We start from the raw sequence: 25,738 nt of genomic DNA, 5'->3' as shown, positions 1-25,738 counted from the left end.
GGGGGGCGGGTGGTTGTGTGCATAACGCTTGGAGAGATTTTCATGAGCCAGACCCACAGCCTGCCGGCTGCCGCTTCCATCGACGACGCCGTCGATTCCACGACCGCCGCCGCCATCGCGCAGCCCACCACGGCCAGCAGCGAGCCGAGCAACGATCAGCGCGCCGTCACTTGGATCGTCAAGGACGGCGGTAACCGCCGCATGGCTTTCGACCGTTCGCGCCTGCAGCGCACTTTGGATCGGATCCACGCCGAGTTTCCGCAGCTGGACGTGAGCGACTACGAGCGCAAGGCGTTCGCCTTCATCGAGAAGAAGGAAAGCCTGTCCGCCGACGAGATGGTCGACTACCTGATTCGCGAAGCCGAATCGCGCGTGGACATCGCCACCCCGGAGTGGGAGTACTTCGCCGCGCGTCTGTACCTGGACCGCTTGTACAAGCGCGCCAGCAAGAACCGTTTCTACGATGCCGGCGAGAAGTACGGCTCCTACGTCGGCCTGCAGGAGAGCCTGGCCGATCGCGGTGTGTATTCGATCGACATCCTCAAGAATTATTCCAAGGAAGAGCTGGCCGAGGCTGGCCGGATGATCGATCCCGAGCGCGACAAGTTGTTCGCCTACAACGGCTTGTACTTGCTGGCCACGCGCTACCTGGCCACCGACAACTCGCGCAAGGTCTACGAACTGCCGCAGGAGCGCTGGCTGACCATCGCGCTGTACCTGATGCAGGACGAGAAACCGCGCGAGCGCCGCATGCAACTGGTCGGCGAGGCGTATTGGGCGCTGTCCAACCTGTACATGACCGTCGCCACGCCGACCCTGTCCAACGCCGGCAAGATCGGCGGGCAGTTGTCGAGCTGCTTCATCGACACCGTCGACGACAGCCTGCAAGGCATCTACGACTCCAACACCGACGTGGCGCGCGTGTCCAAACATGGTGGTGGCGTCGGCGCCTACCTGGGCTACGTGCGTTCTTCCGGCTCGGCGATCCGTGGGGTCAAGAACTCCAGCGGCGGCGTGGTGCCGTGGATCAAGCAGCTCAACAACACCGCCGTGTCGGTGGACCAGCTCGGCCAGCGCAAGGGCGCCATCGCCGTCTATCTGGACATCTGGCACCGCGATATCGAGGCGTTCCTGGATCTGCGCCTGAACAACGGCGATCAACGCCTGCGCGCGCATGACGTGTTCACCGCGGTGTGCGTGCCGGATATCTTCATGGAAGCGGTGGAGCGTCGTGGCGAGTGGTATCTGTTCGACCCGTATGAAGTGAAAGAGGTCAAGGGTTGGTACCTGCAGGACTTCTTCGACGAAAAGCGTGGCGAAGGCAGTTTCCGCGCCAAATACGAGGAAGTGGTGGCCGACGAACGCATCGGTCGCAAGGTGGTCAAGGCCATCGACATGTTCAAGCGGATCATGGTCAGTCAACTGGAGACCGGCAATCCGTTCATGTTCTATCGCGATGAAGTCAATCGGATGAACCCGAACAAGCACCAGGGCATGGTCTATTCCAGCAACCTGTGCACCGAGATCCTGCAGAACATGAGCCCGACCCGGGTCATCCAGGAGATGATCAGCGGCGATCAGATCGTGACCACCAAACAGGCTGGCGACTTCGTCGTGTGCAACCTGTCCTCGGTCAACCTGGGCCGTGCGGTCACCGCGCAGCCGGATCTGCTGTCGCCGGACATCCTGGAGCGGCTGATTCGCATCCAGGTGCGCATGCTCGACAACGTCATCGACCTCAACGACCTGCCGGTGCCGCAAGCCACCATCACCAACCAGAAGTACCGCGCCATCGGCCTGGGCACTTTCGGCTGGCACCACTTGCTGGCGCAGAAGGGTATCGAGTGGAATTCGCGCCAGGCCGAGGACTACAGCGACACGCTGTACGAGCGCATCAATTACCTGACCATCCAGGCGAGCCTGTCGCTGGCCAAGGAAAAGGGCGCCTACAAGGTGTTCAAGGGCAGCGACTGGCAGAACGGCGAGTATTTCAGCAAGCGCGGCTACGACAGTGCGCAGTGGCAGGAGCTGGCCGCGCAGGTGAGCGTGCATGGCGTGCGCAACGCCTGGATGGTGGCGGTGGCGCCGAACATGAGTACCGCACAGATCGCCGGTTCCACCGCGTCGATCGACCCGATCTACAGCGCGTTCTACTACGAAGAGAAGAAGGATTTCCGTCGTCCGGTGGTGGCGCCGGGGCTGACCGTGGACACCTACCCGTACTACGAAAAGGGTGCCTACAAGGTCGACCAGTTCGCCAGCGTGCGCCAGAACGCCCGTCGTCAGCGCCACGTCGATCAATCGATCAGCTTCAACTTCTACGTGCCCAGCGGCATTCGCGCCGGCACGCTGCTGGACCTGCACATGACCGCGTGGAGGGAAGGCCTGAAGACCACCTACTACGTGCGTTCCAACGACATCGATATCAGCGAATGCGAGTGGTGCTCCAGCTGATCGCTGGCACCTAGTGCCCAGCGACGCGCACGCCAGGGATATCCCGGTGCGCGTCGCGCGGTTCCGTCGCGCCGCATGTCGGCGCCGTTCACCCGATTTACGAAGCAAACACCATGGCCATCGCGCTCGATCGCATCAAAATTCTCGAACCGCTGCACCCCAACCGGTCCACCGGCATCATCAACGGCACCACCAGCGGCATCCTCAACTGGAACGACATCCCGTATCCGTCCTTCTATCGGGCGTACAAGGAGTTGTCGACCAACTTCTGGATTCCCGACGAAGTGGACATGAAGGGCGATGCCAAGCAGTACAGCGAACTGTCGGCGCGCGAGAAGAATGCCTACGACTCGATCATCGGCTTGCTGGCCACGCTGGATTCGCCGCAGACGCGCTTCATCTACAACGTTGCCGAATACATCACCGACCCGGCCGCGCACGCCAATGCCGCGATCATCGGCCAGCAGGAAGTGATCCACAACGAGAGCTACTCCTACGTATTGGCGTCGATCGCCGGTCTGGCCGACCAGAACCGCGTGTTCGAAATCGCGCGCACGCATCCGACCATCATCGCGCGCAACCAGCCGATCATGCAGGCCTACGACGACTTCATGCGCGAGAAGACCGCCGAGACCCTGCTGCGCTCGCTGATCCAGTCCTCGATTCTGGAAGGCATCAACTTCTATTCGGGCTTTGCCTACTTCTACAATCTCGTGCGGCAGAACCGCATGACCGGCACCGGCAAGATCATCAGCTTCATCAACCGCGACGAACTGGCCCACACCAAGTTCATCAGCGAACTGATCCGCGCCATCATCGGCGAGAACGCCGAGCTGCAGACCAACGAACTCACCGATTACGTGCACCAGGCTTTCGAGCACGCGATCCGCCTGGAAACCGAGTGGTCCTCGGAAGTGCTCGACGGCATCGAGGGCATCGACGTGGACGAGATGATTCAGTACGTGAAGTACCGCGCCAACAAGATGTCCGGCATGCTCGGTATCGAAAAACTGTACACCGGTGCCAGCGACAACGTGATGCCGTGGATCAAGGCCTACGCCGACAACTTCACCGAGACCAAGACCGACTTTTTCGAAATGCGCAACGCCAGTTACAAGAAGACCAACTCTGACAACGGCTTCGACGACCTGTAAGCAGACCGCGCGCGGTCCGATCCGCATCGCGCGCGCCACTTGTTGCACACATCCATCGTCATGCAGATCCTGCTCGCCTACGCCTCGCTCAGCGGCAACACCCGCGACGTCGCCCGCCGCGTGCATGCGCAGTGCGAGGCCGCTGGTCATCAAGTGACCTGGATCCACACCGATCTGCAGACCTTGCACGGCGCACTGGGCGATCCGGCGCGTGCCGCCGGCTTTGATCTGCATCTGCTCGGCAGTTGGACCGATAACGCCGGCCGCACGCCCTCGGAAATGAAGCGTTACATCGCCGAACTGGTCGAAGCGGCAGGCCGGCATGCCGAGGTGGCAGTATTCGGTACCGGCGAGACGCAGTGGGGTTTGGAATACTATTGTGGTGCGGTCAAGCGCATCGCGCGGTTCTTCGATAGCGCCTATCCGCTGCTGGAGATCGAGCAGATGCCGCATGGAGACCGCGATACGGCGGCGATCGATGCCTGGTGCGCGCAGGTGTTGGCGTTGCGCGCCGCGCGCCCTGCGTCGGCCGGTCAGGCCGGTCAGGCCGGTCAGGCCGGTGTTGCGATGCTGCCAGTGCATGGCAGTGATTGATTGCGCCGTTTTTTCCTTTCCGCTCTCGCGCTGGCCGTTGCCGCGCCGTGAGTCACGCGCCATACGAGGTTCTGTTGCATGCTTACCACCATCACTGTTTCCAGCCCAGAGCAGTTCGCCGAGGCACTCGCCGCACACCCGCGCGTGTTGGCCGATTTCAACAAGGACAATTGCCCCGGCTGTCGCATGCTGGACAAATCGCTGGAGCGCTTCGCCGAGAGTGACAGCGCGCAAGGCGTCACCTTGCTCAAGGTGAAAATGGAAGACGTGGGCGAAGCGTTCTTCCGTGCTCAGGGTCTGCGCCAGACTCCGACGCTGATGCTGTTCCGCCACGGCGCGGAAGTGGCGCGCGTGCCCGGCTTCGTACCGCCTGCAAAGATCGATGAAGCAGTACGCGCGCACCTGGGTTGAGTCTACTGTGCGTGCGCGCTGCCGTTAGTCAGCAACGGTCTGGTGAATCCTGCAAGACGCGCCACCACAGCCTCAGCAACCATCAGAACCGTAGCGTACCCTGTAAGTCGCCTGGCACGAGGTCGCAGTGAAGGCGCGCGCATGCCGGTGTCAACACTTGCATCCAATCGCTGTTCAGCGCGATGCACAGCAGCCTCGCGTCTGCACCGCTGCCGCTCGCCCCGCGGCGGTAGCAGAGCGATGCCGGGGTGAGATCGCGTCACGCTTGTGCGCTACCTCGCGCGTCTGCCGCGATGGCGATGGGGTCTTGCGTCTACGCGCCGCATGCCCAAGATAGAGGCGAGTGTAGCGTCGTCGATGGGCTCGGCTGAGCGGTTGCGGCGCATCCAGACCATTTCCGGGAGCTGCGCCATGCCCCAGTTGCTGCAGGATCCGTCCGACTCCGCGCATGCGGCGGTCACCGCGTTGGAGGCGTTCGTTGCGCGCCATCGTCGCCTGTTCATCCTCACTGGCGCCGGTTGCAGCACCGATTCGGGCATCCCCGATTACCGCGACGCCGCCGGGGAGTGGAAACGCACCCCACCGGTCACCTATCAAGCGTTCATGGGCGCGCTGGCGACGCGGCAGCGCTACTGGGCGCGCAGCTTGATCGGTTGGCCGCGCTTCGGTCATGCCCGGCCCAACGCGACGCACGCCGCGTTGGCACAACTGGAGGCGCGCGGGCAGGTCGCGCTGCTGCTCACTCAGAACGTGGATGGCCTGCACCAGACCGCCGGCAGCCGCGCGGTGATCGACTTGCACGGTCGCTTGGATGTGGTGCGCTGCATGCAGTGCGAGCAGCGCATGCCGCGCGAAACGTTCCAGCAGCACCTGCTGCAGCACAATCCGCATTGGGCGACGCTGCAGGCCGGGCAGGCTCCCGATGGCGATGCCGATCTGGATGATGTGGATTTCGCTGCGTTCGTCGTGCCGGCGTGTCCACATTGTGGCGGCGTGCTCAAGCCGGACGTGGTGTTCTTTGGTGAAAACGTCCCGCGTGAGCGCGTGGCTAGCGCATTCGCGCATCTGCAGCAGGCCGACGCGATGTTGGTGGTGGGTTCCTCGTTGATGGTCTATTCCGGCTTTCGCTTCGTGCAGGCGGCGGCCAAGGCGGGCATGCCGATTGCCGCGATCAATCTGGGCCGTACCCGCGCCGACGATTTGCTGGATCTGAAAGTGCCCCAGCCGTGCGCGCAGGCGCTGGCATTCCTGCAGCCCCCTGCTGGTCTGGTGTAGCACGATGTGTTGCGAATCCGGACACGAACTGATCCATCGGCAGTGGTTGATCCACCGCCGTGGTAAGCGTGCAATAGCTGTCTGCCCGAATCGTGCGGGCGTCTTTTGCGGAATGCCATCGTGAGCCTGTTGTTTTCGCCCCTCGCACTGGGGCCGTTGTCGCTATCCAATCGCATCGTGATCGCGCCGATGTGCCAGTACGCCGCCGATGCCGGCCGCGCCAATGACTGGCATCTTCAACATCTCGGGCAGTTGGCGCAGTCCGGTGCCGGATTGCTGATCCTGGAAGCCACGGCGGTGGAGCCACGCGGGCGCATCAGCCCTGCCGATCTTGGGCTGTGGGACGACACCACCGAGGCGGCGCTACGCGAGGTGTTGACGTCCGTGCGGCGTTGGTCGCCGATGCCGCTGGGGATCCAGCTTGCTCACGCCGGACGTAAGGCATCCACGCACACGCCTTGGGACGGTGGTGCTGCGATTGCGCCGACCGAGCCGAATGGCTGGCAGACCGTAGCACCATCGCCGCAGCCTTTCGCGGCCGATGACGTGCCGCCGCAGGCGCTGGATCTCGCGGGTATCGATGCGATTATCGCCGCGTTCGTTGCTGCGGCGCAGCGCGCCGAGCGGCTTGGTTTCGCGCTCATCGAGTTGCATGCCGCGCATGGCTACCTGCTGCACCAGTTTCTGTCGTCGCTGAGCAATCTGCGCGAAGACGCCTACGGCGGCAGCTTGAACAATCGCATGCGTTTATTGCTGCGCGTGCATGCGGCAGTGCGTGCGGCGGTCTCGCCCACGGTCGCGGTGGGTGTGCGCATCTCGGCCACCGATTGGATCGAAGGCGGTTGGGACGCCGCTCAAAGCGTGGTACTGGCGCAAGCGTTGCAGGCGCAGGGTTGCGATTATCTGCATGTATCCAGCGGTGGACTGGACCGCCGCCAGCGCATTCCGGTCGCGCCGGGTTATCAAGTGCCGTTGGCCGAGACCTTGCATCGCGCGGTGAACATGCCGGTGATCGCGGTGGGTTTGATTACCGAACCGCAGCAGGCCGAAGCCATTCTGGTCGAAGGCCGCGCCGATGCGATCGCCTTGGCGCGTGGCATTCTCTACAACCCGCGCTGGCCGTGGCATGCCGCTGCGGCGTTGGGCGCCACCGTGCGTCCAGCACCGCAGTACATGCGCTGTGCGCCGTATGCGGCGCGCAGCCTGTTCGATGCATGATGCGCTTCGACTCAAGCATGTCGATTGTGGCCAGCCTGTGGATTCCTTCAAGGAGCATGCAATGAATATCGGGTTTCTCGGACTGGGAACGATGGGCCGGCCGATTGCGCACAATCTATTGCGCGCCGGACATGCGTTGACCGTCTGGAACCGCAGCACGGGCGCGGCGCAGCCGTTGGTCGAGGTGGGTGCGCAACTGGCTGCGCAACCAGCCCAGGCCGTGCGCGCGCCGGTGCTGTTCTCGATGCTGGCCGACGATACGGCGGTGCGCGAGACGCTGTTCGAACGCGGCGCACTGGATGCACTGACCGCCGGCAGCGTCCACGTCAACATGGCCACGATCTCGGTGGCGCTGGCGCGCGAACTGAGCGCGTTGCATGCCGAGCGTGGCGTTGCGTATCTGGCGGTGCCGGTGCTGGGGCGTCCCGAGGTGGCCGCTGCCGGCCAACTCAATTTGCTCGCTGCCGGTGATGACGCCGCGCTGGCGCGGGTGCAGCCGCTGCTGGACGTGCTCGGGCGCAAGACCTGGTACTTCGGTGCGGCGCCGGAGCAGGCCAACGCGGTCAAGCTGGCGGCCAACCTGTGTTTGGCCAGCGCGATTGGCACCATGGCCGAGGCGGCAGCGCTGGTGCGCGGGCATGGTGTGGAAGCGGCGGAGTTTCTGCTCATGTTGACCAGCAGCGTGTTCGCCGCGCCGGCCTACCAGACCTATGGCGACATGATCGCACAGCAGCGTTATAGCCCGGCCGGTTTCAAGGCCACGCTGGGATTGAAGGACGTGCGATTGGCCTTGAGCGCGGGCGAGACCCGGCATGTGCCGATGCCGCTTGCGGCGGTATTGCGCGATCAGTTCATCGAGGCGATTGCCCATGGCGACGGCGACTTGGATTGGTCGGCGTTGGCCAAGGTGGCTGCGCGCCGTGCTGGGCAGGCGTAACGCGCCATCGTTTCCAGCACTTCTTGGCGACGTCGAGCGGCGGGCATGGTGGTTGGCGCTGATTGAGCACGAGCGCATCGAGCCGGTGCGTGCGTGGACATGTCGAACACCCGCATCCTGCTTTGTGGTCAGTGTCCGCTGGTGGTGTGTCGGTCACTGAGCTGGGGAATCGGAATGCGCCGGCATGGCGCACTCCGATTCCATCCGACGGTCAGCGTGCCGCGCTGGCGTTCATCGTCGCGTTGCGGCTCGCGTCCAGGAACTGCGCTGGATAGTTCATGCCTTGGTTATGGCATTCGCCGGTGGTGTGGCCCATGTTGACGCCACCAGGCAACTGTCCGTTGACTTTTTCAACGATGCCGTCATTCGGATCGCTCAGCACCATTTCCGTGCGCTTGTCGCAGTAACTGTCGTACCACCGCTTCTTGGTGAAAGAGGTGGTGTAGTAGTTAACTTTCGCACGTGCCGAATTGGGAATGCCGGCCAGCCATGCCTTGGCGCCATCGTAGGTCATGTCCCTGTTGGAACCGCAACCCTGGCCGAAGTACTTGCCTGCCGCGGCCATGACGCCGGCCAGGTTCGTGCCCTGATAGGGCGTGCCCACGGATTGCATCACCAAGCCACCGCTGGCGTTGTCTAGGCCGCTCCAGTAATAGGCGTAAAGTTGCAGCGCGGCCATGCCACCCTGACTATGCGCGATGGTGCCGAAGGAATGCCATTGGCTACCGAACTGCCCAAGCAGCTGCGCGAATTGGTCGTTGCTGCGATTCTGGTTGATGTCCAAAAACAACGCCGCATTGGTGAACTGCTGCAGCGGCCATACATTGCCGTCCGAGCAGTAGCCGTGTACCAGCACCAACTGCTGGCCAGTTCCTTGCGGTTCCGTACCGTCCAGTGTGCGCAGGGTCGCCGGGCGTTCGCCCATTCGCATGCTTTCGTCGATGGCACCACCGCGGGCGATGCTGTCGCTGCGCAATGTCGGCAACGTCAGCGCCAGCGTGTCACGCGTGGCCAGAGGCACGAAATTGTCCGGATCCTCGACACGCAGATGATGCAGGGTGAAGGGCGCTTGCGCACCGGCACGCACGATCCAACGTTCGTCCAGGCTCAATGGCAAGCGTCCGTCCTGGGGCGCGATCATGCCGCCGAGCCAGGCGACCGGCACCGCCGTGCCGTTGTGGCCGGTGCCCCACAGTTCGCCAAGCACGCGATAGTGCGCTGGCGTTTGACTACCGCCAGTGCGCATCGGAATCGGCAGGGTTAGGCGAGTACCGGGTTGCGCGTTGGCGGCTACCGTATCGGCGGCGATGCGCAGGGTCGTGTCCAGCACCGGCAGCACATGCTCGCTGGTGCGGACGAAAGCCTGACCGCTGGCGTCGTGGCCGTGCACCACCACTTGCGCGACGTAGGTGCCGGTCGCCGTCGCCGGGAAATCGCCGGCATACACGCCGTCGCCAGCGGCACCATCGTTGTGGCGACCGTCATCGGCCATTGGCCATTGGCTGACTGTGCCATCTGGCGCGATCACCCGTAGTTGTGCGTTGTCGATGCGACCAGCGCCGGCCTTGCCGAGCGCGATGGCACCTTGCGTGTCGATGCTGCTGAGCATGGCCGTTAGGCCGATGCGTTGACCACGTTGCAGTTGCCCCCGGTCACTCTGATACGAGGCCAGTTGGGTGCGGGCGTCGCCCTCCATCAGCACGTAGCCGCGTTGGGCGGTGTTGTTGTCCGCCTGAAGGGTCAGGGTCCAGTCGCCGTTGGCGGCGCTGTCCACTTGGTAATCGAGCGTCTGCACGGCGGCTTTGCCAGACCCCAGGCGACCTGTCTGGGCGCTGGGAGTGAGCACAGTGGTGGTCGCGTTGGCTGCCGCTGGCGTGCTCAGGCGTGGCTGCCAATCGTGTCCGTTGGACAGGACCAAAAAATGTAATTTGCCGTTCTCCACCGGGAGCGTGGCATGCCACTGCGCGGGGCTGCCGCTATGCGCAGCTGAGAATTCCACTGGCAGTAGCGCGCTTCTGGAGAGGATCGCGGTCTCTGCTGGCGCTGGTGCGCGCATCTGCGCGAATTCTTCCGGCGGGCCGGCCAATTGTTTCGGAATCAGTTCTGCCGCCTGCAACGCACTGGCGGGAATGACCAGACACAGGATGCAAGCGGCGTAAAGTTTAGGACGTCTGATTAGCATGATGCACTCTCCATATGAGGGGGAATCACACGTGGATGCAGAGAGTAGGGTGCTGCCTGCATGGCTGCGAGGGCGCTGTATGCCCCTCGCCAAGCGATTGGGCCTACTGATAGCAGTCTGATCGTGATGGGCAAGAGTATGTTGTGCCTTCATCGTTCCGTGATGAAAACAGGTGCTGTTCGAAGATGCCCGGCGCACTGCTGCGCCGGGCATCCTCATTTCACGCGGCCTGGGCGTGTTGCGTGCGCAATTGCTGCGCCGCCTCCACCATCGCCTGGAGCGCACTGCGCGTCTCCGGCCAGCCGCGGGTCTTTAGGCCGCAGTCGGGGTTGACCCAGATATGTTGCGGATCCAATACCGCGCGCGCTTTGTCGAGCAACTCCACCATTTCCCGGGTGCTGGGCACGCGCGGGGAATGGATGTCGTAAACGCCCGGGCCGATCCCGTTCGGATAGCGGTAGCGCACGAATGCTTCGAGCAATTCCATGCGCGAGCGCGAGGTTTCGATCGAGATCACGTCCGCATCCATGGCCGCCACCGATTCGATGATGTCGTTGAATTCGGAGTAGCACATGTGGGTGTGGATCTGGGTCGTATCGCGCACGCCCGCCGCGCTGATGCGGAAGCACTGCACCGCCCAGTCCAGATACGCCTGCCAGTCGGCGCTGCGTAGCGGCAAGCCCTCGCGGAACGCGGGTTCGTCGATCTGGATCACGTTGATGCCGGCGGCTTCCAGGTCGCGCACCTCATCGCTTAACGCCAGTGCGATCTGCCGGCAGGTTTGCGCGCGTTCCTGGTCGTCGCGCACGAACGACCACTGCAGCATCGTCACCGGGCCGGTCAGCATTCCCTTCATCGGCCGATCGGTCAGCGACTGTGCATACTGCGACCAGCGTACCGTCATCGGTGCCGGACGTTGCACGTCGCCGTAGATGACCGGTGGTTTCACGCAGCGCGAACCGTAGCTCTGCACCCAGCCGTATTGGGTGAAGGCGAAGCCGTCGAGTTGTTCGCCGAAGTATTCGACCATGTCGTTGCGCTCGAACTCGCCGTGCACCAGCACGTCCAGACCGAGTTGTTCCTGGATGCGGACGCAACGCTCGGTCTCCGCGGCGATGAACGCGTCGTACTCGGCATCGCTGAGCTTGCCCGACTTGTGCTGCGCACGCGCCTGACGCACCTGCTCGGTCTGCGGGAACGAGCCGATGGTGGTGGTCGGATAGGCCGGCAGTTGCAGTACGGCCTGTTGCGCTTGCTTGCGTTGCGGATACGGTGCTTGACGGTGTCCGGCATCCTCCTTGAGCGCGGCCAGGCGTTGCGCCACTTCGGGGCGATGCACGCGCGTGGAAGCGCGCCGCGCCGCCAGGGCATCGCGCGCGGCGGCGAGCGCCGTCTGCGCTTGCGGCAGATCATCCAGCGCATCGGCCAGCGTGCGCAGTTCCTGCAGTTTTTGTTTGGCGAACGCCATCCAACTGAACAGATCCGGATCCAGGCGGGTTTCTTGCTGCAGATCCACCGGCACATGCAGCAACGAGCACGACGGTGCCAGCCACAGCCGTTCGCTGCCGAGATGGCCGCTGGCATAGCGCGCCAGGGTCAGCGCGTTGTCCAGCGGCGTGCGCCACACATTACGGCCGTTGACCAATCCGGCGGACAGGATGCGGTCTGCCGGCAGCGCCTGCAGCACGGCATCCAACTGCGCCACGCCGCGCACCAGATCCACATGGATGCCGTCCACCGGCAGCGCCATCGCCAATTCCAGATTGTCGCCGAGCTCGCCGAAATAGGTGGTCAACAGCAGCTTCGGTCGCGGCGTCTGCGCGAGGAAGGCATAGGCGCGGCGGTAGGCGTCTTGTGTCGCCTTGTCCAGATCCAGCACCAGCGCAGGTTCGTCGATCTGCACCCATTGCGCACCGGCGGCTTGCAGTTTCTGCAGCAGTTCGGCGTAGACCGGCAGCAGGCTATCCAGCAGCGCCCAACGGTCGCTACCGTCCACGGTCTTGGACAGTGCCAGGAACGTCACCGGCCCGATCAGCACCGGACGGGTGATGATGCCCTGCGCCTTGGCTTCCAGGAACTCGACCAGCGGCTTGTCGCCGCGCAGACGGAAATGCTGATTGCGTGCCAGCTCCGGCACCAGATAGTGGTAGTTGGTGTCGAACCACTTGGTCATTTCCAGCGCGTGCAGATCCAGGCCGTTTTCCTGCGTGCCGCGCGCCATCGCGAAGTAGCCGGCCAGCGGGTCGGCATCGGCGAGCGCGCGATAGCGCTGCGGGATCGCATCGAACAGGAATGCGGTATCCAGCATCGTGTCGTACAGGCTGAAGTCGTTGCTGGGCGGCACGTCGACCCCTGCATCGCGTTGCAGTTGCCAGTGACGCTGGCGTAGTTCGCGCGCGGTGTCTTGCAGCTGCGCGCTGTCGGTTTCGCGGCGCCAGTAGCGTTCCAGCGCGCGTTTGAGCTCACGCCGCGCACCGATGCGCGGGAAGCCGAGATTAGTCACGATCGTCATGTTGCGTTTCCTCATTGCGGTCAAGGGCATTGAGGAACGAAGGAACCGCGCGCCGCGCGCCCGTTTGCACGGAACGCTCGTCACACCAGCGACCTTCGCCCCCGCGGGCGAACCGATACCCTGCGGGCAGGCAGAAAACGTAGCGAAGCGCGAGGCCGCGTCACGGTTCCAGCCGCCTCCCCGCGGAGGTGCCAGGTCGAATCAGAGGACGCACTGTCCTCCGGCCGGGGCCGGTATTCGGGCTGATGGACGTGCGCACCGTGCCGGCTGCGCGCCTACTATCCGTCGCTTCCCAGGCCGGCATGCGCCACCCAGTGCCATTGACGGAGGTCGTTTCCATTCACCGCTGCGGGGCAGCTCCGGAATGGGCGGGCGCTTGCGGCGCCAGCATTCACCGGATTCCCGTTTAAATCCATCCCTTCATCCGAATGAAGCGATGGATACCTTCGGCGAGCGCACCATAGGCTGAATTTGGCTGGCGGTCAAGCAGCATTGCCGGTGTGTCTGCCGCGATGGTGAATGGTGGCCCGGCGATGCGCGCGCCGACCGATCCGGTTGCGCGCCGTTGCGCTGCGGTTGGCGGCGGCATGCGGTTGTTCAAGGTGCACGATTGGCTGTAGCGCCGGGCGACAGAAAACACACCAGGGTCAAATGCGATGCCTCTGCAATCGGGCCGTGTGTTGCATCGTTGCGAGCGTTGAATGACCGTCAAAAGACCGGATAAACCGATACGCCAATTGGCACGCTACGGCCCTGCATTCCACAGGAAGGGAGCCCTTGAGGCCGCAGTCGATCCGGCTGCGGCAATCTCCGGCGGGAATGCGCGCTCGCACCGGCAACGTGCGTGGCGAAGGTGTAAGCTATTGATCCCAAAGTCAAAGCCCTAGTGCTGCGGCGTGCCGCCGAACCACTGCCCTGCCGTGCCGACCACGCTCCCGCTCCTCGCTGCGGACCTGCCCGCGCGCTACGCCGCTTCGTTGCGCCTATCCGTCGCCCCGATGATGGATTGGACGGATCGCCACTGTCGAGTGTTCCACCGGCTGCTGGCGCCGTCGGCGCGGTTGTATACCGAGATGGTGCATGCCAATGCGGTGGTGCTGGGCGATCGCGCACGTCTGTTGGATTTCGATGCGGCCGAGCACCCGCTGGCGTTGCAGTTGGGGGGAAGCGATCCGACGCTGCTGGCGCAAGCAGCGCGGATTGGTCAGGACTGGGGCTACGACGAGATCAATTTGAATTGCGGTTGCCCGTCCGACCGGGTGCAGGCCGGGCGTTTCGGCGCCTGCCTGATGCGTGAGCCGGGCTTGGTGGCCGAATGCGTGGCGGCCATGGCGGCGGCGGTGGACGTGCCGGTGACGGTGAAGTGTCGGCTGGGTGTCGATCAGGACAACGACTATGCCGCATTCCTGGCGTTTGTCGATCACGTGGCGGCAGCGGGATGCCGTCTGTTCGTCGTGCATGCGCGCAATGCCTGGCTGCAGGGCTTGTCGCCCAAGGAGAACCGCGAGGTGCCGCCATTGCGCTACGACTGGGCATATCGGCTCAAGTGCGAACGTCCGCAATTGCAGGTCGTCTTGAACGGTGGCCTGGCCGACGTGGAAACGGCGCAGGCGCAGTTGGCGGCGGTTGATGGGGTCATGCTGGGGCGGGCGGCCTATCACGACCCTTACGTATTGCATCGGCTGGACGCGGCCCTGACCGGCGCGACGCCACGACCACGCGTGGAATTGCTGCGTGCATTACAGCCCTACGTGCAGGCGCGTTTGGCCGAGGGGCTGGCGCTCAAGCACATCGCTCGGCACTTGCTCGGGTTGTTCCATGGCCAGCCAGGTGGCCGCGCCTTCCGTCAGGTGCTCAGCGAGGGCGCGCATCGCTCTGGCGCGGATTGGGGGCTGCTGGAGCAGGCGATCCAGGTCACGGAAGGCGTGCGCCGCGTGGTCGCCTGATCACAGGCGCTAAATCCAGCGCTTGTTTGGGGTCTGGTGAGCTGATGGTGTATCCCCCGGCTGCTGTGGCTGTGTTCCGCATGCCACTGGCACGCGCGACCTGTGCGCTGCTTTTTCGTTCCTAGTCTGTTGCTCCGTTCAGGTTGCTGCGGTGTCCGGCGATCTCGTGTCCTGTGCCCGTAAACCCCTGCGTAGAGGGGCGCTCGCGGCGTGCGCTTGCTCTTCATGAGTGATGCAAAAAATTCATTTTACTAAACCTGTCGGGGCTGGGATGGGAAAGTTCAGATCGGATTCACCCCGAAAAATCAAGAATTTGCCTCAGATTTGACGCCGCCATCGCGTTCCTGAAAGGCGTCATATTTCACAAGTTTTGAACGTCCCTGAATAGTCCGTTAGGATGCCAGTTGTGATCTTCTCCGCTCTACGTCATCGCCGTTTCGCCCCCGTGATCGCGCTTGCGTTCGCGTCGGTTGCGGCTGGTCACGACCGGGGGCCGCAGCAGGCCGCTCAGGGGGCGGTCGTCCGCTCGGAGCCAGATGCGGGGCGAGTCCGCGAGTCCGTCGGCAGCTCGTTGTCCGATGCGGTGCGTCGCGTGCAACGATCCACTGGCGGGCAGATTCTGGGGGCTGAGCGTGTGCCGTTCGATGGGCGCGACATCAACCGGGTCAAGTATATGGATGGACGAGGACGGGTGCGCTACATGGACGACCCGCAGCCCGGTCGCGCGCCGTCGCAGGCGACCAGACCGAGCGAGCCGGACCAACCACCACGCGACAATCATCTGTGAGTGTGGATAGTCCGTTCAGTCTGTTACACACCGTTCCGGCCATTGGCCATCTGTCAGTTACTAGGGAGAGTTCATGCGTATCCTTCTGGTCGAAGACGAAGCTCCGTTGCGAGAGACCCTGGCCGCTCGCCTGAAGCGCGAAGGCTTTGCGGTGGATGCGGCGCAGGATGGCGAGGAAGGCCTGTACATGGGCCGCGAGGTGCCCTTCGATGTGGGCATCATCGACCTCGGTTTGCCGAAGATGTCGGGCATGGAGCTCATCAAGGCCTTGCGCGACGAGGGCAAGAAGTTCCCGGTGTTGATCCTTACCGCGCGCTCCAGCTGGCAGGACAAGGTCGAAGGGCTCAAGCAGGGCGCGGACGATTATCTTGTCAAGCCGTTCCACGTCGAGGAGTTGCTGGCGCGGGTGAACGCGCTGCTACGCCGTGCCGCCGGCTGGAGCAAGCCGACCCTGGAATGCGGCCCGGTCGCGCTGGATCTGGCGGCGCAAACCGTCAGTGTCAGCGGCAGCAATGTCGACCTGACCAGCTACGAGTACAAGGTGCTCGAGTACCTGATGATGCACGCGGGCGAACTGGTCTCCAAGGCCGATTTGACCGAGCACATCTACCAGCAGGATTTCGACCGCGACTCCAATGTGCTGGAAGTGTTCATCGGGCGCTTGCGCAAGAAGCTGGATCCGGACGGCGAATTGAAGCCGATCGAGACCGTGCGCGGTCGCGGCTATCGGTTCGCGATTCCGCGCACCGAAGGCTGATTGCAGCCGCTCGCGAACAAGCCAAGGAAGCGACCGCGTGGCGGCACGATCCAGTTGGTATAAGCGCTGGCGCCCACGTTCGTTGCAGGCGCGCCAATTGCTCGCCGCCAGTCTCAGTCTGGTGGCGTTCCTGGCCGCAGCCGGCTACGCGCTGGATCAGGCCTTCGCCGATACGGCATTGAGCAATCTGCGCGAGCGCCTGAAAAGCTACGCCACCGCCTACGCCAACAATATCGACGTGGCCCGCGACGGGTCGCTGTACATCAACAACGACAAGCCGCCGCCCGATCCGCATTTTGATCGTCCCGGTAGCGGTTTGTATGCGCAGATCGTGATGCCCAACGAGCGCTGGATCTCGATGTCCAGCGAAGGCCCATTGCCGCCGCGTGGCGGCATGCTCGAGCCGCGCCAGGAAACCTTCGACGGCCCTTGGCCGATGACCCAAATCGACGGCAGCGTCGGCGAGGTCTATCGCTACGGCATCGGCCTGGCTTACGTGCGTCGAGACAAGGAAACCCCGGTCACCATCTACATCATGGAGGACACGCGCGCGTTGGGTGCGCAGTTGCGTGTGTTCCGCGGTCGGGTGTGGTTCAACCTCGGTGGTGCCGGCTTGATCCTGCTGGTGTTGCAAGCTTTCATCTTGCAGTGGAGCTTGCGGCCGCTGCGGCGGGTGATCAACGAACTGACCAAAGTGCAGCGTGGCGAGGCAGTCCGCATGGGCGATCGCCACCCGCGCGAACTGGAGCCGCTGACCGACAGCATCAATGCCTTCATCGAGAGCGAGCGTGAGAATCTGGATCGTCAGCGCAACACACTGGCCGATCTGGCGCATAGCCTGAAAACGCCGCTGGCGGTGCTGCGCACCCAGCTCGACAGCGATGCGCAAGGGCCGGAACTACGCGAGGAACTGGACGCGCAACTGCGGCGGATGAACAACCTGGTTTCCTATCAGCTCGCCCGTGCCGCTTCCAGTGGCCACAAACTGTTCTCCGCGCCATTGCCGATCGAGCCCAGTGCCGAGGAGATCGTGCGTGGGCTGGAAAAGGTCTACGCCGCCAAGGGCGTGCTGTGCGAGTTCGACATCGAGCCGAGCGCACGGTTCCACGGCGAACCAGGCGATTTGCAGGAATTGCTCGGCAACCTGCTGGAGAACGCGTTCAAGTGGGCGCGCCGACGGGTGCTATTGAGTGTGCGCCCGACACCGGCAGCCGGCAGCCGCCGTGCCGGCCTGGTCATTGTGGTGGAGGACGATGGTCCGGGTATTGCTCCGGAGGAAGTGGTACACATCCTGCAGCGCGATGTACGTGGCGATGAACGCGTGCATGGGATGTCCAGCGAAGGCCCATTGCCGCCGCGTGGCGGCATGCTCGAGCCGCGCCAGGAAACCTTCGACGGCCCTTGGCCGATGACCCAAATCGACGGCAGCGTCGGCGAGGTCTATCGCTACGGCATCGGCCTGGCTTACGTGCGTCGAGACAAGGAAACCCCGGTCACCATCTACATCATGGAGGACACGCGCGCGTTGGGTGCGCAGTTGCGTGTGTTCCGCGGTCGGGTGTGGTTCAACCTCGGTGGTGCCGGCTTGATCCTGCTGGTGTTGCAAGCTTTCATCTTGCAGTGGAGCTTGCGGCCGCTGCGGCGGGTGATCAACGAACTGACCAAAGTGCAGCGTGGCGAGGCAGTCCGCATGGGCGATCGCCACCCGCGCGAACTGGAGCCGCTGACCGACAGCATCAATGCCTTCATCGAGAGCGAGCGTGAGAATCTGGATCGTCAGCGCAACACACTGGCCGATCTGGCGCATAGCCTGAAAACGCCGCTGGCGGTGCTGCGCACCCAGCTCGACAGCGATGCGCAAGGGCCGGAACTACGCGAGGAACTGGACGCGCAACTGCGGCGGATGAACAACCTGGTTTCCTATCAGCTCGCCCGTGCCGCTTCCAGTGGCCACAAACTGTTCTCCGCGCCATTGCCGATCGAGCCCAGTGCCGAGGAGATCGTGCGTGGGCTGGAAAAGGTCTACGCCGCCAAGGGCGTGCTGTGCGAGTTCGACATCGAGCCGAGCGCACGGTTCCACGGCGAACCAGGCGATTTGCAGGAATTGCTCGGCAACCTGCTGGAGAACGCGTTCAAGTGGGCGCGCCGACGGGTGCTATTGAGTGTGCGCCCGACACCGGCAGCCGGCAGCCGCCGTGCCGGCCTGGTCATTGTGGTGGAGGACGATGGTCCGGGTATTGCTCCGGAGGAAGTGGTACACATCCTGCAGCGCGATGTACGTGGCGATGAACGCGTGCATGGCCACGGCATTGGCCTGGCGATCGTCCAGGATCTGGTCAAGGGTTATCGTGGCGAGCTGCAGGTGAGCCGCTCCGAGGAACTGGGCGGCGCCAGTTTTCTGGCGACCCTGCCGCCTGGTTTGTAGCCGCGCAGACCGTAGGTCCGGCCGAGGTGAATCCCGTGGAAATGAACGCGAAATATCCAACGGCGACTTAACCCGGCAAACTTCCAGATGCGGATACTGCGCCGACTTTCAACCCGTTTTACCGACTAGGAGTATCCGCATGCCCGAGTTTCGGCATCGTCCTGTCGCATCGCGCTTGCGCGTGCATGGTCGCCGTGTATTGCATACGACCCAGCGATTGATGCTATCGCTGCTGTTGGTGCTGTTCACGGTGGGTGCCATCGCCGCCAGCCAAAAGTTACTTGAGCGCGACGATGCGCGCTGGTTGCAATCGATGACCAACGGTCTGGACGGCCCCAGCGTGGCGCAGTTCCAGCACGATGGACGCAAGCGCTTCCTCCGCGCGCAATTGCAGGCACCCGATGGCGATGCGACCTTGCCTGCGCCGGTGCGTGCGGAACTGGACGGCTATGAGGCATTGCACACGCCAGTGGAGGAATTGCTTCGGCAGCAGGCCAACGCTCAGGAGGCGATTAAGGCGATGCCCGACGGCGAGGCCAAGGTCGCGGCGAAGAAGGCGACTCAGCATCACGCCGATGTGCTGCTGATGCAGGCCCGGCAGGCGCAGGTGCTACGCGCGATCTATGCGCCTGACCAATTGCGCGAACAGATGGTGTGGTTTTGGCTCAACCATTTCAGTGTATTCGCCAATAAGGGCCGACTGCGCTGGACCGTCGCCGACTATGCAGACAACGCAATCCGTCCGCATGCCTTGGGCAAGTTCTCCGATCTGCTGCTGGCAACGTTGCAGAGCCCAGCGATGCTGGAATATCTGGATAACGCCCAGAACGCCAAGGGGCGTATCAACGAAAACTACGCGCGCGAATTGATGGAGTTGCATACGCTGGGCGTGAATGGTGGCTACACCCAACATGACGTGCAGCAATTGGCGTTGATCCTCACAGGCGTCGGCATCGCTCCTGCTGACCGCGCTGCACCGCCGAAGTTACCGCCGCTCTTGCAGTCGCAGTACCTGCGCCGCGGTGCATTCGAGTTCAATCCGGCGCGACACCAACCAGGCGATAAAACGCTGCTCGGTCAACGCATCGCCGGTGGTGGTTTCGATGAAGTCGAACGTGCGGTGCAATTGATTGTGCGTCAGCCTGCGTGTGCGCAGTTCGTGTCGCGACGCTTGGCCGAATCCTTCGTCGCCGACGATCCACCGCCGGCGCTGGTACAGAAAATGGCGCGGACCTTCCAACATCGCGATGGCGATATCGCAGCGGTGCTGCAGGTCATGTTCACTGCACCAGAGATGACGGCCGGAGCGCCGCATAAGTTCAAGGATCCATATCGTTTCCTGGTGTCGGCGCTGCGCTTGGCTTACGACGGGCAGATCATCCTCAATCCGCAGCCGTTGCTGGGATGGTTGAATCAGATGGGCGAGCCGAGTTTCGGGCGCATTACTCCCGATGGCTGGCCATTGCAGTCCAGTGCCTGGAACAGTTCGGGGCAGATGGCGCAGCGCTTTGAGATCGCACGCGCGATTGGTAACGGCAACACGCAGTTGTTCACTCGCGATGGACAGCAGGGCGGCGGCTTTCCACAACTGAGTTCGCCGCTGTATTACCAGGCGATCGAGCCGCAACTGAGCGCCGCCACGCGCCAGGCACTGGCACAGGCGCGCTCTGCGCAGGAATGGAATGCGTATCTGCTGGCTTCACCCGATTTCAATTACCGTTGATTTGCGGCTAACGTCGCACGGAGATTCGTCATGCACCGCCGCCATTTCCTGCTCGCATCCGCCACCGCTGCGGCGGGCCTGCCGTTCGCTGGGCGTTTGTTCGCTGCGCCAGCGCCTTCGCCACGCTTGCTGGTGGTGTTCCTGCGCGGCGGTTATGACAGCAATAACTTGCTGGTGCCGTATGCCAGCGACTTCTATTACGCTTCGCGACCGAGTCTGGCGATCGCACGGCCGGACCCGACCAATCTGCAAAGCGCCATTGCACTGGATACCCAATGGGGCTTGAATCCACGCTTGCGCGACACGTTGCTGCCGCTGTGGAACGATAAGCACCTGGCATTCGTGCCATTTGCCGGCACCGATGATCTGTCGCGCAGTCATTTCGAAACCCAGGACAGTATCGAGGCCGGGCAGCCGGCGGGATTGCGTAGCGACTACCGGACCGGATTTCTGGCGCGTCTATCGCAGGTGGCCACGGGTACGCCGTCGATCGCCTTCACCGATTCCTTGCCGCTGAGTTTTCAGGGGGGGCGCGATATTCCCAATCTCTCGCTCAAGCGCAATCCGACGCCTGCTTTCGACCAGCGTCAGGCCGACATCCTGGCCGGGATGTACCACGGTACACCGCTGGCCAGCGCCGCACATGATGGCCTGGTACTGCGTCAGCAGGTTTCGCAGGCACTGGGCGAGGAGATGCAGCAAGCCAACCGCGGTGCCGCCAGTGCGCGCACCTTCGCCGAGGAAACGCGCCGCATCGCCACGCTGATGCGCGAGCGCTACCGGCTCGGCTTCGTCGACGTTGGTGGCTGGGACACGCACGTCAACCAGGGCAGTACCGATGGCGCGCTGGCCGACAACCTGGCCAATTTGTCCGAAGGTTTGACCGTCTACGCCGACACGCTTGGCCCGGAATGGCGCAATACCGTGGTGGTGGTGCTGTCCGAATTCGGCCGCACTTTCCGCGAGAACGGCAACAAGGGGACCGATCATGGTCACGGCACCACCTATTGGGTGATGGGCGGTGCGATCAACGGCGGGCGCATCGCTGGCGAGCAGGTGGCGGTGAGCAAGGATAGGTTGTTCCAGGATCGCGATTATCCAGTGTTGACCAATTATCGCGATCTGTTCGCCGGACTACTTGCACGCATGTGGGGGCTGTCGCCGGCACAATTGCAGACGGTGTTCCCGCAGGCGCATGTGCGGGATCTGGGGCTGGTTTGATCGATGCCGGCCGTGCGCCTAGTCGGCGGCGAACGGGGAGGGGCCATAGAACCGTTGCAGGTGCGCGGCCACCTCGGGCATCTCGCGCTGCAACCGTTGCGGTGCCGAGAAGTGGTATTCGCTGACCACGGCAAAGAATTCTTCCGGTGCCTCGGCGGCGTAGACGTCGATCTCGCTCGCGCGAGCGCTGTCCACACGTTTGCAGAAGGCGTCGTAGTTGCGTTGAAAATCTATCGCCCACTGTCGCTGCCATGCGTGTGGCAGCAGTGGCGTGCCATCCAGCACGCCGTCGAGGGCATCGAGTTTGTGGGCCATCTCGTGCACCGCCACGCAGTAGCCGGCGCGCGGATCGTCCAGGTCGGCCTGCACGTCGGCCCAGGACAGGATCAGCGGCCCGCTCTCCCAGGATTCGCCGATCAATTCGTCTTCCCATTCGTGTAGTACGCCTGTGGCGTCGATGTGGCTGCGTTGCACCCGGAACGCATCCGGATACACCAGCAATTGCGACCAGCCCTGCAGGCCGCCAGCACCGAATTCCAGCAGCGGCAGACAGCACAACGCAGCGAGTACGCTGCACTGGGCCGCATCCAATTGCAGGCCAGCCAATGGCGAGATGGTTTTGCGATGCAGGAATTCGGCGGCGAGCGCGCGCAGACGTTGTTCGCGCGGGGCATCCAGCGACGCCACCCATGCACAACGACGCCGGACTTCCCTCCAGAGCCTGTCGTCTATGGCCGCAGGCGCCGGCCATAGCGCACGCAGCCAGCGTGAAATCAGCGGAACATTCCTGGCAGGAAGCTGTGCCATTTGGGCATGCGCATGTGCGGGGCCAGATCACTGTCGCCACCACCACCACCACCGCCATCGGATGCGTTGTCGGATTTGGCCGTGGAGGCGTGCGTGCGCGAGGCGGGTGTCGGGCGTATCCGTGCCTCGTCCATCTCGGTCGCGTCGTTGTAGGCGCAGTCGCTGTGTTGCTTGTCGGCCGTCACATTGGAAGCGTGAGCGACAACGAGCAGAAGCGGCAGCAAGATCAGGCAGGGCAGGAGACGGCGCATCGTCGGCATCTGGTGCGGGCGGCGGTGACCCTCGATTCTAACGCGATTTTCATGTGCTGCATGGAACAGCGCTGGGCGTGCGCTGTGTGTTCGCGCATACTTTTCCGCTCCGAGGTCGCGCCCTGACGGGTGCCAGGATTGAAACGAGGCGATGGAACCTGCGTTGGACGAGCGCGAACTATTGACCCGGCTCAGCCAAGGCCGCCTGTCCGGCGATGCCCTGGCCCGCTCGTGCGGGTTGACCCGGGCCGCGGTGTGGAAGCGGATCCAGGCGCTGCGCGCGGCTGGCGTGGAGATCGATGGCCGCGCCGGCGAAGGCTATGGCCTGGTGCGGCCGCTGGAGCTGCTCGATGTCCAGGCCATCCGCGCCGGGCTGGTCCCGGCGGCACGCGAAGCGCTGGCCAGCCTGGAGGTTGCCTGGACCCTGGTGTCCAGCAATACGACCCTGCTGGCGCGGCCGGTCCCGGCGCATGGCGGCGAGGTGTTGCTGGCCGAGCGCCAGACCGGTGGCCGTGGGCGTCGCGGCCGGGTCTGGGCCTCGCCGCTGGCGGCGCATCTGTATTTGTCCGTGGCCCGTGGTTTCCAGGGGGGGCTGGGGCGGCTGGGCGGCTTGAGTCTGGCCGCCGGCGTGGCGGTGGCCGAGGCACTGCACGCCGCCGGTTTCGCCACGGTCGGGCTGAAATGGCCGAACGACCTGCTCGCCGACGGCTGCAAGCTGGGTGGGCTGCTGGTGGAAGGTGGGGGCGAATTCGCCGGGCCGGCGCGCGCGGTGATCGGCCTGGGCTTGAATGTGCGCATGCCTGCGGCCAGCGCTGGGGCGATCGATCAACCTTGGACCGACCTGACGACGCTGGCCGCCACGACGGTATCGCGCAACGCCATCGCTGCGCTAGTGCTGTCGCATCTGCTGCCAGCGCTGGCGTTGTTCGATGAGCAGGGACTGTCGCCGTTCCTGCCGCGCTATGCCGCGCTTGATCTATTGGCCGGGCGCGCGGTGCGTATCGACGACGGTGGTGTGGTGCGTGAGGGAGTGGCGCTGGGACTGGCCGAGGATGGCGCGTTGCGGGTGGCGTTCGCCGATGGCGAGCGGCCGCTGCATGCCGGCGACGTCAGCGTGAGGCCGGTATGAGTGATTGGTTGTTCGACCTGGGCAATTCGCGTTTCAAATTCGCCGCGTTGGAGCACGGCCAGCTAGGGCCGGTGCAGGCGTGGCCGCACGGTGCCGAAGCGATGGACATGGCGGCGGTGGCGGCCTTGCCGAGCGGCGCTACCGCGTATGTCGCCAGCGTCGCCGCACCCACTTTGAGGGCCGTGGTGCTGGAGGCGCTGGAGGCCCGCTTTGCACAGGTGCAGGTGGTACGGACCACGGCCGTCTGCGCCGGCGTTCGTATTGCCTATGTGCAGCCGCACTCTTTCGGGGTGGACCGTTTTCTGGCATTGCTCGCCGCGCATGGTCAAGGCGACGTGCTGGTGGTCGGTGTCGGTACCGCGTTGACGATCGACCTGCTCGATCGCGATGGCCTGCACCGTGGTGGTCGCATCGCGCCGTCCCCGACCACGATGCGTCAAGCCCTGCAACACCGCGCCGCGCAACTGCCGGCCGAGGGTGGCATGTATCACGAATTCGCCGCCGACACCGCCGATGCATTGGCGTCGGGATGCGATGGCGCCGCGCTGGCGCTGATCGAGCGCAGCCTGCAGCAAGCCGACGCGTTGCTGGGGCGGTGGCCGCGGCTACTGTTGCATGGCGGCGGTGTATCACCCCTGTTGCACGCGCTGCCGACGGCGGAGTTGCGCGCCTCGCTGGTCCTGGAGGGTTTGGCGCTGTGGGCGCAGGCGCATGCGGTACCCAGGGATGCTCGGTAGACTCTGGCCATGCTCGTTCGTGCTCTGCTCGTCGTCCTGACGACACTCAATCTCGGCGTCGCGTTGTGGTGGGCGATGCAGTCGCCTGCCCCGCTGACCACGCCGTTGCCGGCATTGCCGGTCGGGGTGGCGACATTGCAATTGGTGCAGCCACCATACGCTGAGGCACCGCCACCGCCCGACGACGCCCCTGCGGCGAGTGTAACGGCTGCGGAAGCCACGGTGCTGTCGGTGCCTGCTGGTACCGAAAAGGCGGTTGCTGTTGGCGCAGCTGAGGTTCCGTCGCCTTCGGCCGCTGTCGCGACGGAACAACAACCAGTCGCGACGCCTGCGCCCGCCGCACCTGTCTGTCTGAGCTTGGGGCCGTATGCGGACCGCGCGACCGCCGAGGCCGCGCTCGCCGCAGTGCCGGCGACGCAGGCGCATCCGCGCGAGGTTGCCGATAGCGGTACCACCACGTTCCGTGTGTTGCTGCCGGTCATCGGTGGTGAGGACGGCCTCAGGGTCGCCACCGAGCGCATCGCCGCTGCCGGCATTGGCGATTACTACCCGATTCACCAGGGCGAGACCGGCAACGCCATCGCCCTGGGCCAGTACCGCAGCCGCGAAGGTGCCCAGCGCCGCATCGCCGAACTGGCCCTTGCCGGCGTCAACGCCGACCTGATTCCCGGCACTGGCCACACGCAATGGTGGCTGGACTTGCGCGTTGACTCGGCAGCACAGGCGGCGGCGCTGCGCCGGCACCTTGGCAGTGTGCGGCAACACCCGTTGGATTGCGCCACGTTGCGCTAGAATAGCGCTTGCATGCAGTGGCCACCGAGCGATAACGGTGCATACTGCGCCATCTCGCATGCCCGTGTGGTTCTTCATTGCCGCTTTAGCTCAGTCGGTAGAGCAACTGATTTGTAATCAGTAGGTCGTCCGTTCGATTCGGACAAGCGGCACCATTCTTTCCAAGTAAAAACAGCCAGTTGCGCGAGCGCTGCCGATCTGGCTTCGTGCTCTGGCCTGAGGTTGGTGCCTAACCGGTACCGACATGTTCCTGGCTGGCGCTGCCCTAGCTCTTCTCGACGGCCTTCCGAACGCAGCATTCGTGCAACCACGACACCTGCCACGACGCTTTCCGGCCAACCGTGAGCGGCTTGGAGAACGTGCCGGCCTTCATGTCCCGGTAGATTTTCTGCTTTCGGCTGGCTTGGTGCCTCCATTGCGCGCGGC

20 protein-coding genes, 1 tRNA gene, 1 pseudogene and 1 riboswitch are annotated in these 25,738 nt (G+C 64.0%); of the genes and pseudogenes, 18 read left to right on the top strand and 4 right to left on the bottom strand.

Annotated elements, in window-relative coordinates:
• The first annotated feature begins 42 nt into the window (after nt 1-42).
• The 7 genes from XANALMUS060_RS08860 to XANALMUS060_RS08830 all read left to right on the top strand — a co-directional run bounded on the left by XANALMUS060_RS08860 (nt 43) and on the right by XANALMUS060_RS08830 (nt 8,043).
• Nucleotides 43-2,454, top strand: coding sequence for a ribonucleoside-diphosphate reductase subunit alpha (locus XANALMUS060_RS08860; RefSeq protein WP_045738076.1), 2,412 nt, complete (start codon nt 43-45; stop codon nt 2,452-2,454).
• A 113-nt stretch (nt 2,455-2,567) separates the two neighbouring features.
• Entirely contained in the window at nt 2,568-3,608 is a 1,041-nt protein-coding gene (locus XANALMUS060_RS08855; protein ID WP_045726622.1) for a ribonucleotide-diphosphate reductase subunit beta, read from the top strand.
• 60 nt (nt 3,609-3,668) lie between these two features.
• Complete coding sequence (locus XANALMUS060_RS08850) at nt 3,669-4,202, top strand: flavodoxin (RefSeq protein WP_045738075.1); 534 nt, start codon at nt 3,669-3,671, stop codon at nt 4,200-4,202.
• Nucleotides 4,203-4,280: 78 nt separating this feature from the next.
• The gene (locus XANALMUS060_RS08845; RefSeq protein WP_045738074.1) at nt 4,281-4,613 is read left to right on the top strand and encodes a thioredoxin family protein; all 333 of its coding nucleotides are present in this window, start codon (nt 4,281-4,283) and stop codon (nt 4,611-4,613) included.
• Nucleotides 4,614-5,024: 411 nt separating this feature from the next.
• Entirely contained in the window at nt 5,025-5,888 is an 864-nt protein-coding gene (locus XANALMUS060_RS08840) for an NAD-dependent protein deacetylase (protein ID WP_045738073.1), read from the top strand.
• A gap of 120 nt (nt 5,889-6,008) precedes the next feature.
• Nucleotides 6,009-7,106 carry an NADH:flavin oxidoreductase/NADH oxidase gene (locus XANALMUS060_RS08835; protein WP_045738072.1) on the top strand — a complete coding sequence of 366 codons (1,098 nt, stop codon included), beginning with the start codon at nt 6,009-6,011 and terminating at the stop codon, nt 7,104-7,106.
• Nucleotides 7,107-7,167: 61 nt separating this feature from the next.
• Complete coding sequence (locus XANALMUS060_RS08830; RefSeq protein WP_045738110.1) at nt 7,168-8,043, top strand: NAD(P)-dependent oxidoreductase; 876 nt, start codon at nt 7,168-7,170, stop codon at nt 8,041-8,043.
• Between the two features lie 211 nt (nt 8,044-8,254).
• On the opposite strand, the gene XANALMUS060_RS08825 is transcribed toward XANALMUS060_RS08830, so the two are convergent.
• Entirely contained in the window at nt 8,255-10,225 is a 1,971-nt protein-coding gene (locus XANALMUS060_RS08825; RefSeq protein WP_045738071.1) for a choice-of-anchor X domain-containing protein, read from the bottom strand.
• 220 nt (nt 10,226-10,445) lie between these two features.
• A complete protein-coding gene (gene metE / locus XANALMUS060_RS08820; RefSeq protein ID WP_045738070.1) occupies nt 10,446-12,737 on the bottom strand; it encodes a 5-methyltetrahydropteroyltriglutamate--homocysteine S-methyltransferase in 2,292 nt (763 codons plus the stop codon).
• A gap of 210 nt (nt 12,738-12,947) precedes the next feature.
• Nucleotides 12,948-13,200, bottom strand: a riboswitch (cobalamin riboswitch).
• 457 nt (nt 13,201-13,657) lie between these two features.
• Here metE and dusA point away from each other — a divergent pair.
• The 7 genes and pseudogenes from dusA (at nt 13,658) to XANALMUS060_RS08790 (ending at nt 21,596) form a co-directional block, all read left to right on the top strand.
• Nucleotides 13,658-14,683 (top strand): tRNA dihydrouridine(20/20a) synthase DusA, encoded by a 1,026-nt coding sequence (gene dusA / locus XANALMUS060_RS08815; RefSeq protein ID WP_045738109.1) that lies wholly within the window; start codon nt 13,658-13,660, stop codon nt 14,681-14,683.
• Between the two features lie 409 nt (nt 14,684-15,092).
• Nucleotides 15,093-15,470 (top strand): hypothetical protein, encoded by a 378-nt coding sequence (locus tag XANALMUS060_RS21950; RefSeq protein WP_235430428.1) that lies wholly within the window; start codon nt 15,093-15,095, stop codon nt 15,468-15,470.
• Between the two features lie 73 nt (nt 15,471-15,543).
• The gene (locus XANALMUS060_RS08805; RefSeq protein WP_003469280.1) at nt 15,544-16,227 is read left to right on the top strand and encodes a response regulator transcription factor; all 684 of its coding nucleotides are present in this window, start codon (nt 15,544-15,546) and stop codon (nt 16,225-16,227) included.
• Between the two features lie 82 nt (nt 16,228-16,309).
• A pseudogene (locus XANALMUS060_RS19770) lies at nt 16,310-17,551 on the top strand (ATP-binding protein); the annotation flags it as partial.
• 6 nt (nt 17,552-17,557) lie between these two features.
• Nucleotides 17,558-18,652 (top strand): ATP-binding protein, encoded by a 1,095-nt coding sequence (locus tag XANALMUS060_RS23025; protein WP_152640450.1) that lies wholly within the window; start codon nt 17,558-17,560, stop codon nt 18,650-18,652.
• A 139-nt stretch (nt 18,653-18,791) separates the two neighbouring features.
• Nucleotides 18,792-20,375, top strand: coding sequence for a DUF1800 domain-containing protein (locus XANALMUS060_RS08795; RefSeq protein WP_045738068.1), 1,584 nt, complete (start codon nt 18,792-18,794; stop codon nt 20,373-20,375).
• Nucleotides 20,376-20,405: 30 nt separating this feature from the next.
• Entirely contained in the window at nt 20,406-21,596 is a 1,191-nt protein-coding gene (locus XANALMUS060_RS08790; protein ID WP_045738067.1) for a DUF1501 domain-containing protein, read from the top strand.
• An 18-nt stretch (nt 21,597-21,614) separates the two neighbouring features.
• Here the strand turns inward: XANALMUS060_RS08790 and XANALMUS060_RS08785 are convergent, their stop codons facing one another.
• Both XANALMUS060_RS08785 and XANALMUS060_RS08780 read right to left on the bottom strand, forming a co-directional pair.
• Nucleotides 21,615-22,403 carry a M90 family metallopeptidase gene (locus XANALMUS060_RS08785; protein ID WP_045738066.1) on the bottom strand — a complete coding sequence of 263 codons (789 nt, stop codon included), beginning with the start codon at nt 22,401-22,403 and terminating at the stop codon, nt 21,615-21,617.
• Entirely contained in the window at nt 22,370-22,654 is a 285-nt protein-coding gene (locus XANALMUS060_RS08780; RefSeq protein WP_235430423.1) for a hypothetical protein, read from the bottom strand. The genes XANALMUS060_RS08785 and XANALMUS060_RS08780 overlap by 34 nt, the downstream gene beginning before the upstream one ends.
• 163 nt (nt 22,655-22,817) lie before the next feature.
• On the opposite strand from XANALMUS060_RS08780, the gene birA reads away from it, so the two are divergent.
• The 4 genes from birA to XANALMUS060_RS08760 all read left to right on the top strand — a co-directional run bounded on the left by birA (nt 22,818) and on the right by XANALMUS060_RS08760 (nt 25,467).
• Nucleotides 22,818-23,783 (top strand): bifunctional biotin--[acetyl-CoA-carboxylase] ligase/biotin operon repressor BirA, encoded by a 966-nt coding sequence (gene birA / locus XANALMUS060_RS08775; protein ID WP_045738107.1) that lies wholly within the window; start codon nt 22,818-22,820, stop codon nt 23,781-23,783.
• Nucleotides 23,780-24,520 (top strand): type III pantothenate kinase, encoded by a 741-nt coding sequence (locus XANALMUS060_RS08770; RefSeq protein WP_045738064.1) that lies wholly within the window; start codon nt 23,780-23,782, stop codon nt 24,518-24,520. The genes birA and XANALMUS060_RS08770 overlap by 4 nt, the downstream gene beginning before the upstream one ends.
• A gap of 9 nt (nt 24,521-24,529) precedes the next feature.
• Entirely contained in the window at nt 24,530-25,312 is a 783-nt protein-coding gene (locus XANALMUS060_RS18510) for a hypothetical protein (RefSeq protein ID WP_045738063.1), read from the top strand.
• Nucleotides 25,313-25,391: 79 nt separating this feature from the next.
• Nucleotides 25,392-25,467, top strand: a tRNA-Thr gene (locus XANALMUS060_RS08760).
• Nucleotides 25,468-25,738 lie beyond the last annotated feature (271 nt).

It is taken from the genome of Xanthomonas sp. MUS 060 (assembly GCF_000963215.1).
Taxonomy (GTDB): Bacteria; Pseudomonadota; Gammaproteobacteria; order Xanthomonadales; family Xanthomonadaceae; genus Xanthomonas_A.
Note: the sequence above shows the minus strand (reverse complement) of the source record. Positions and strands in the feature narration are given on the sequence as shown.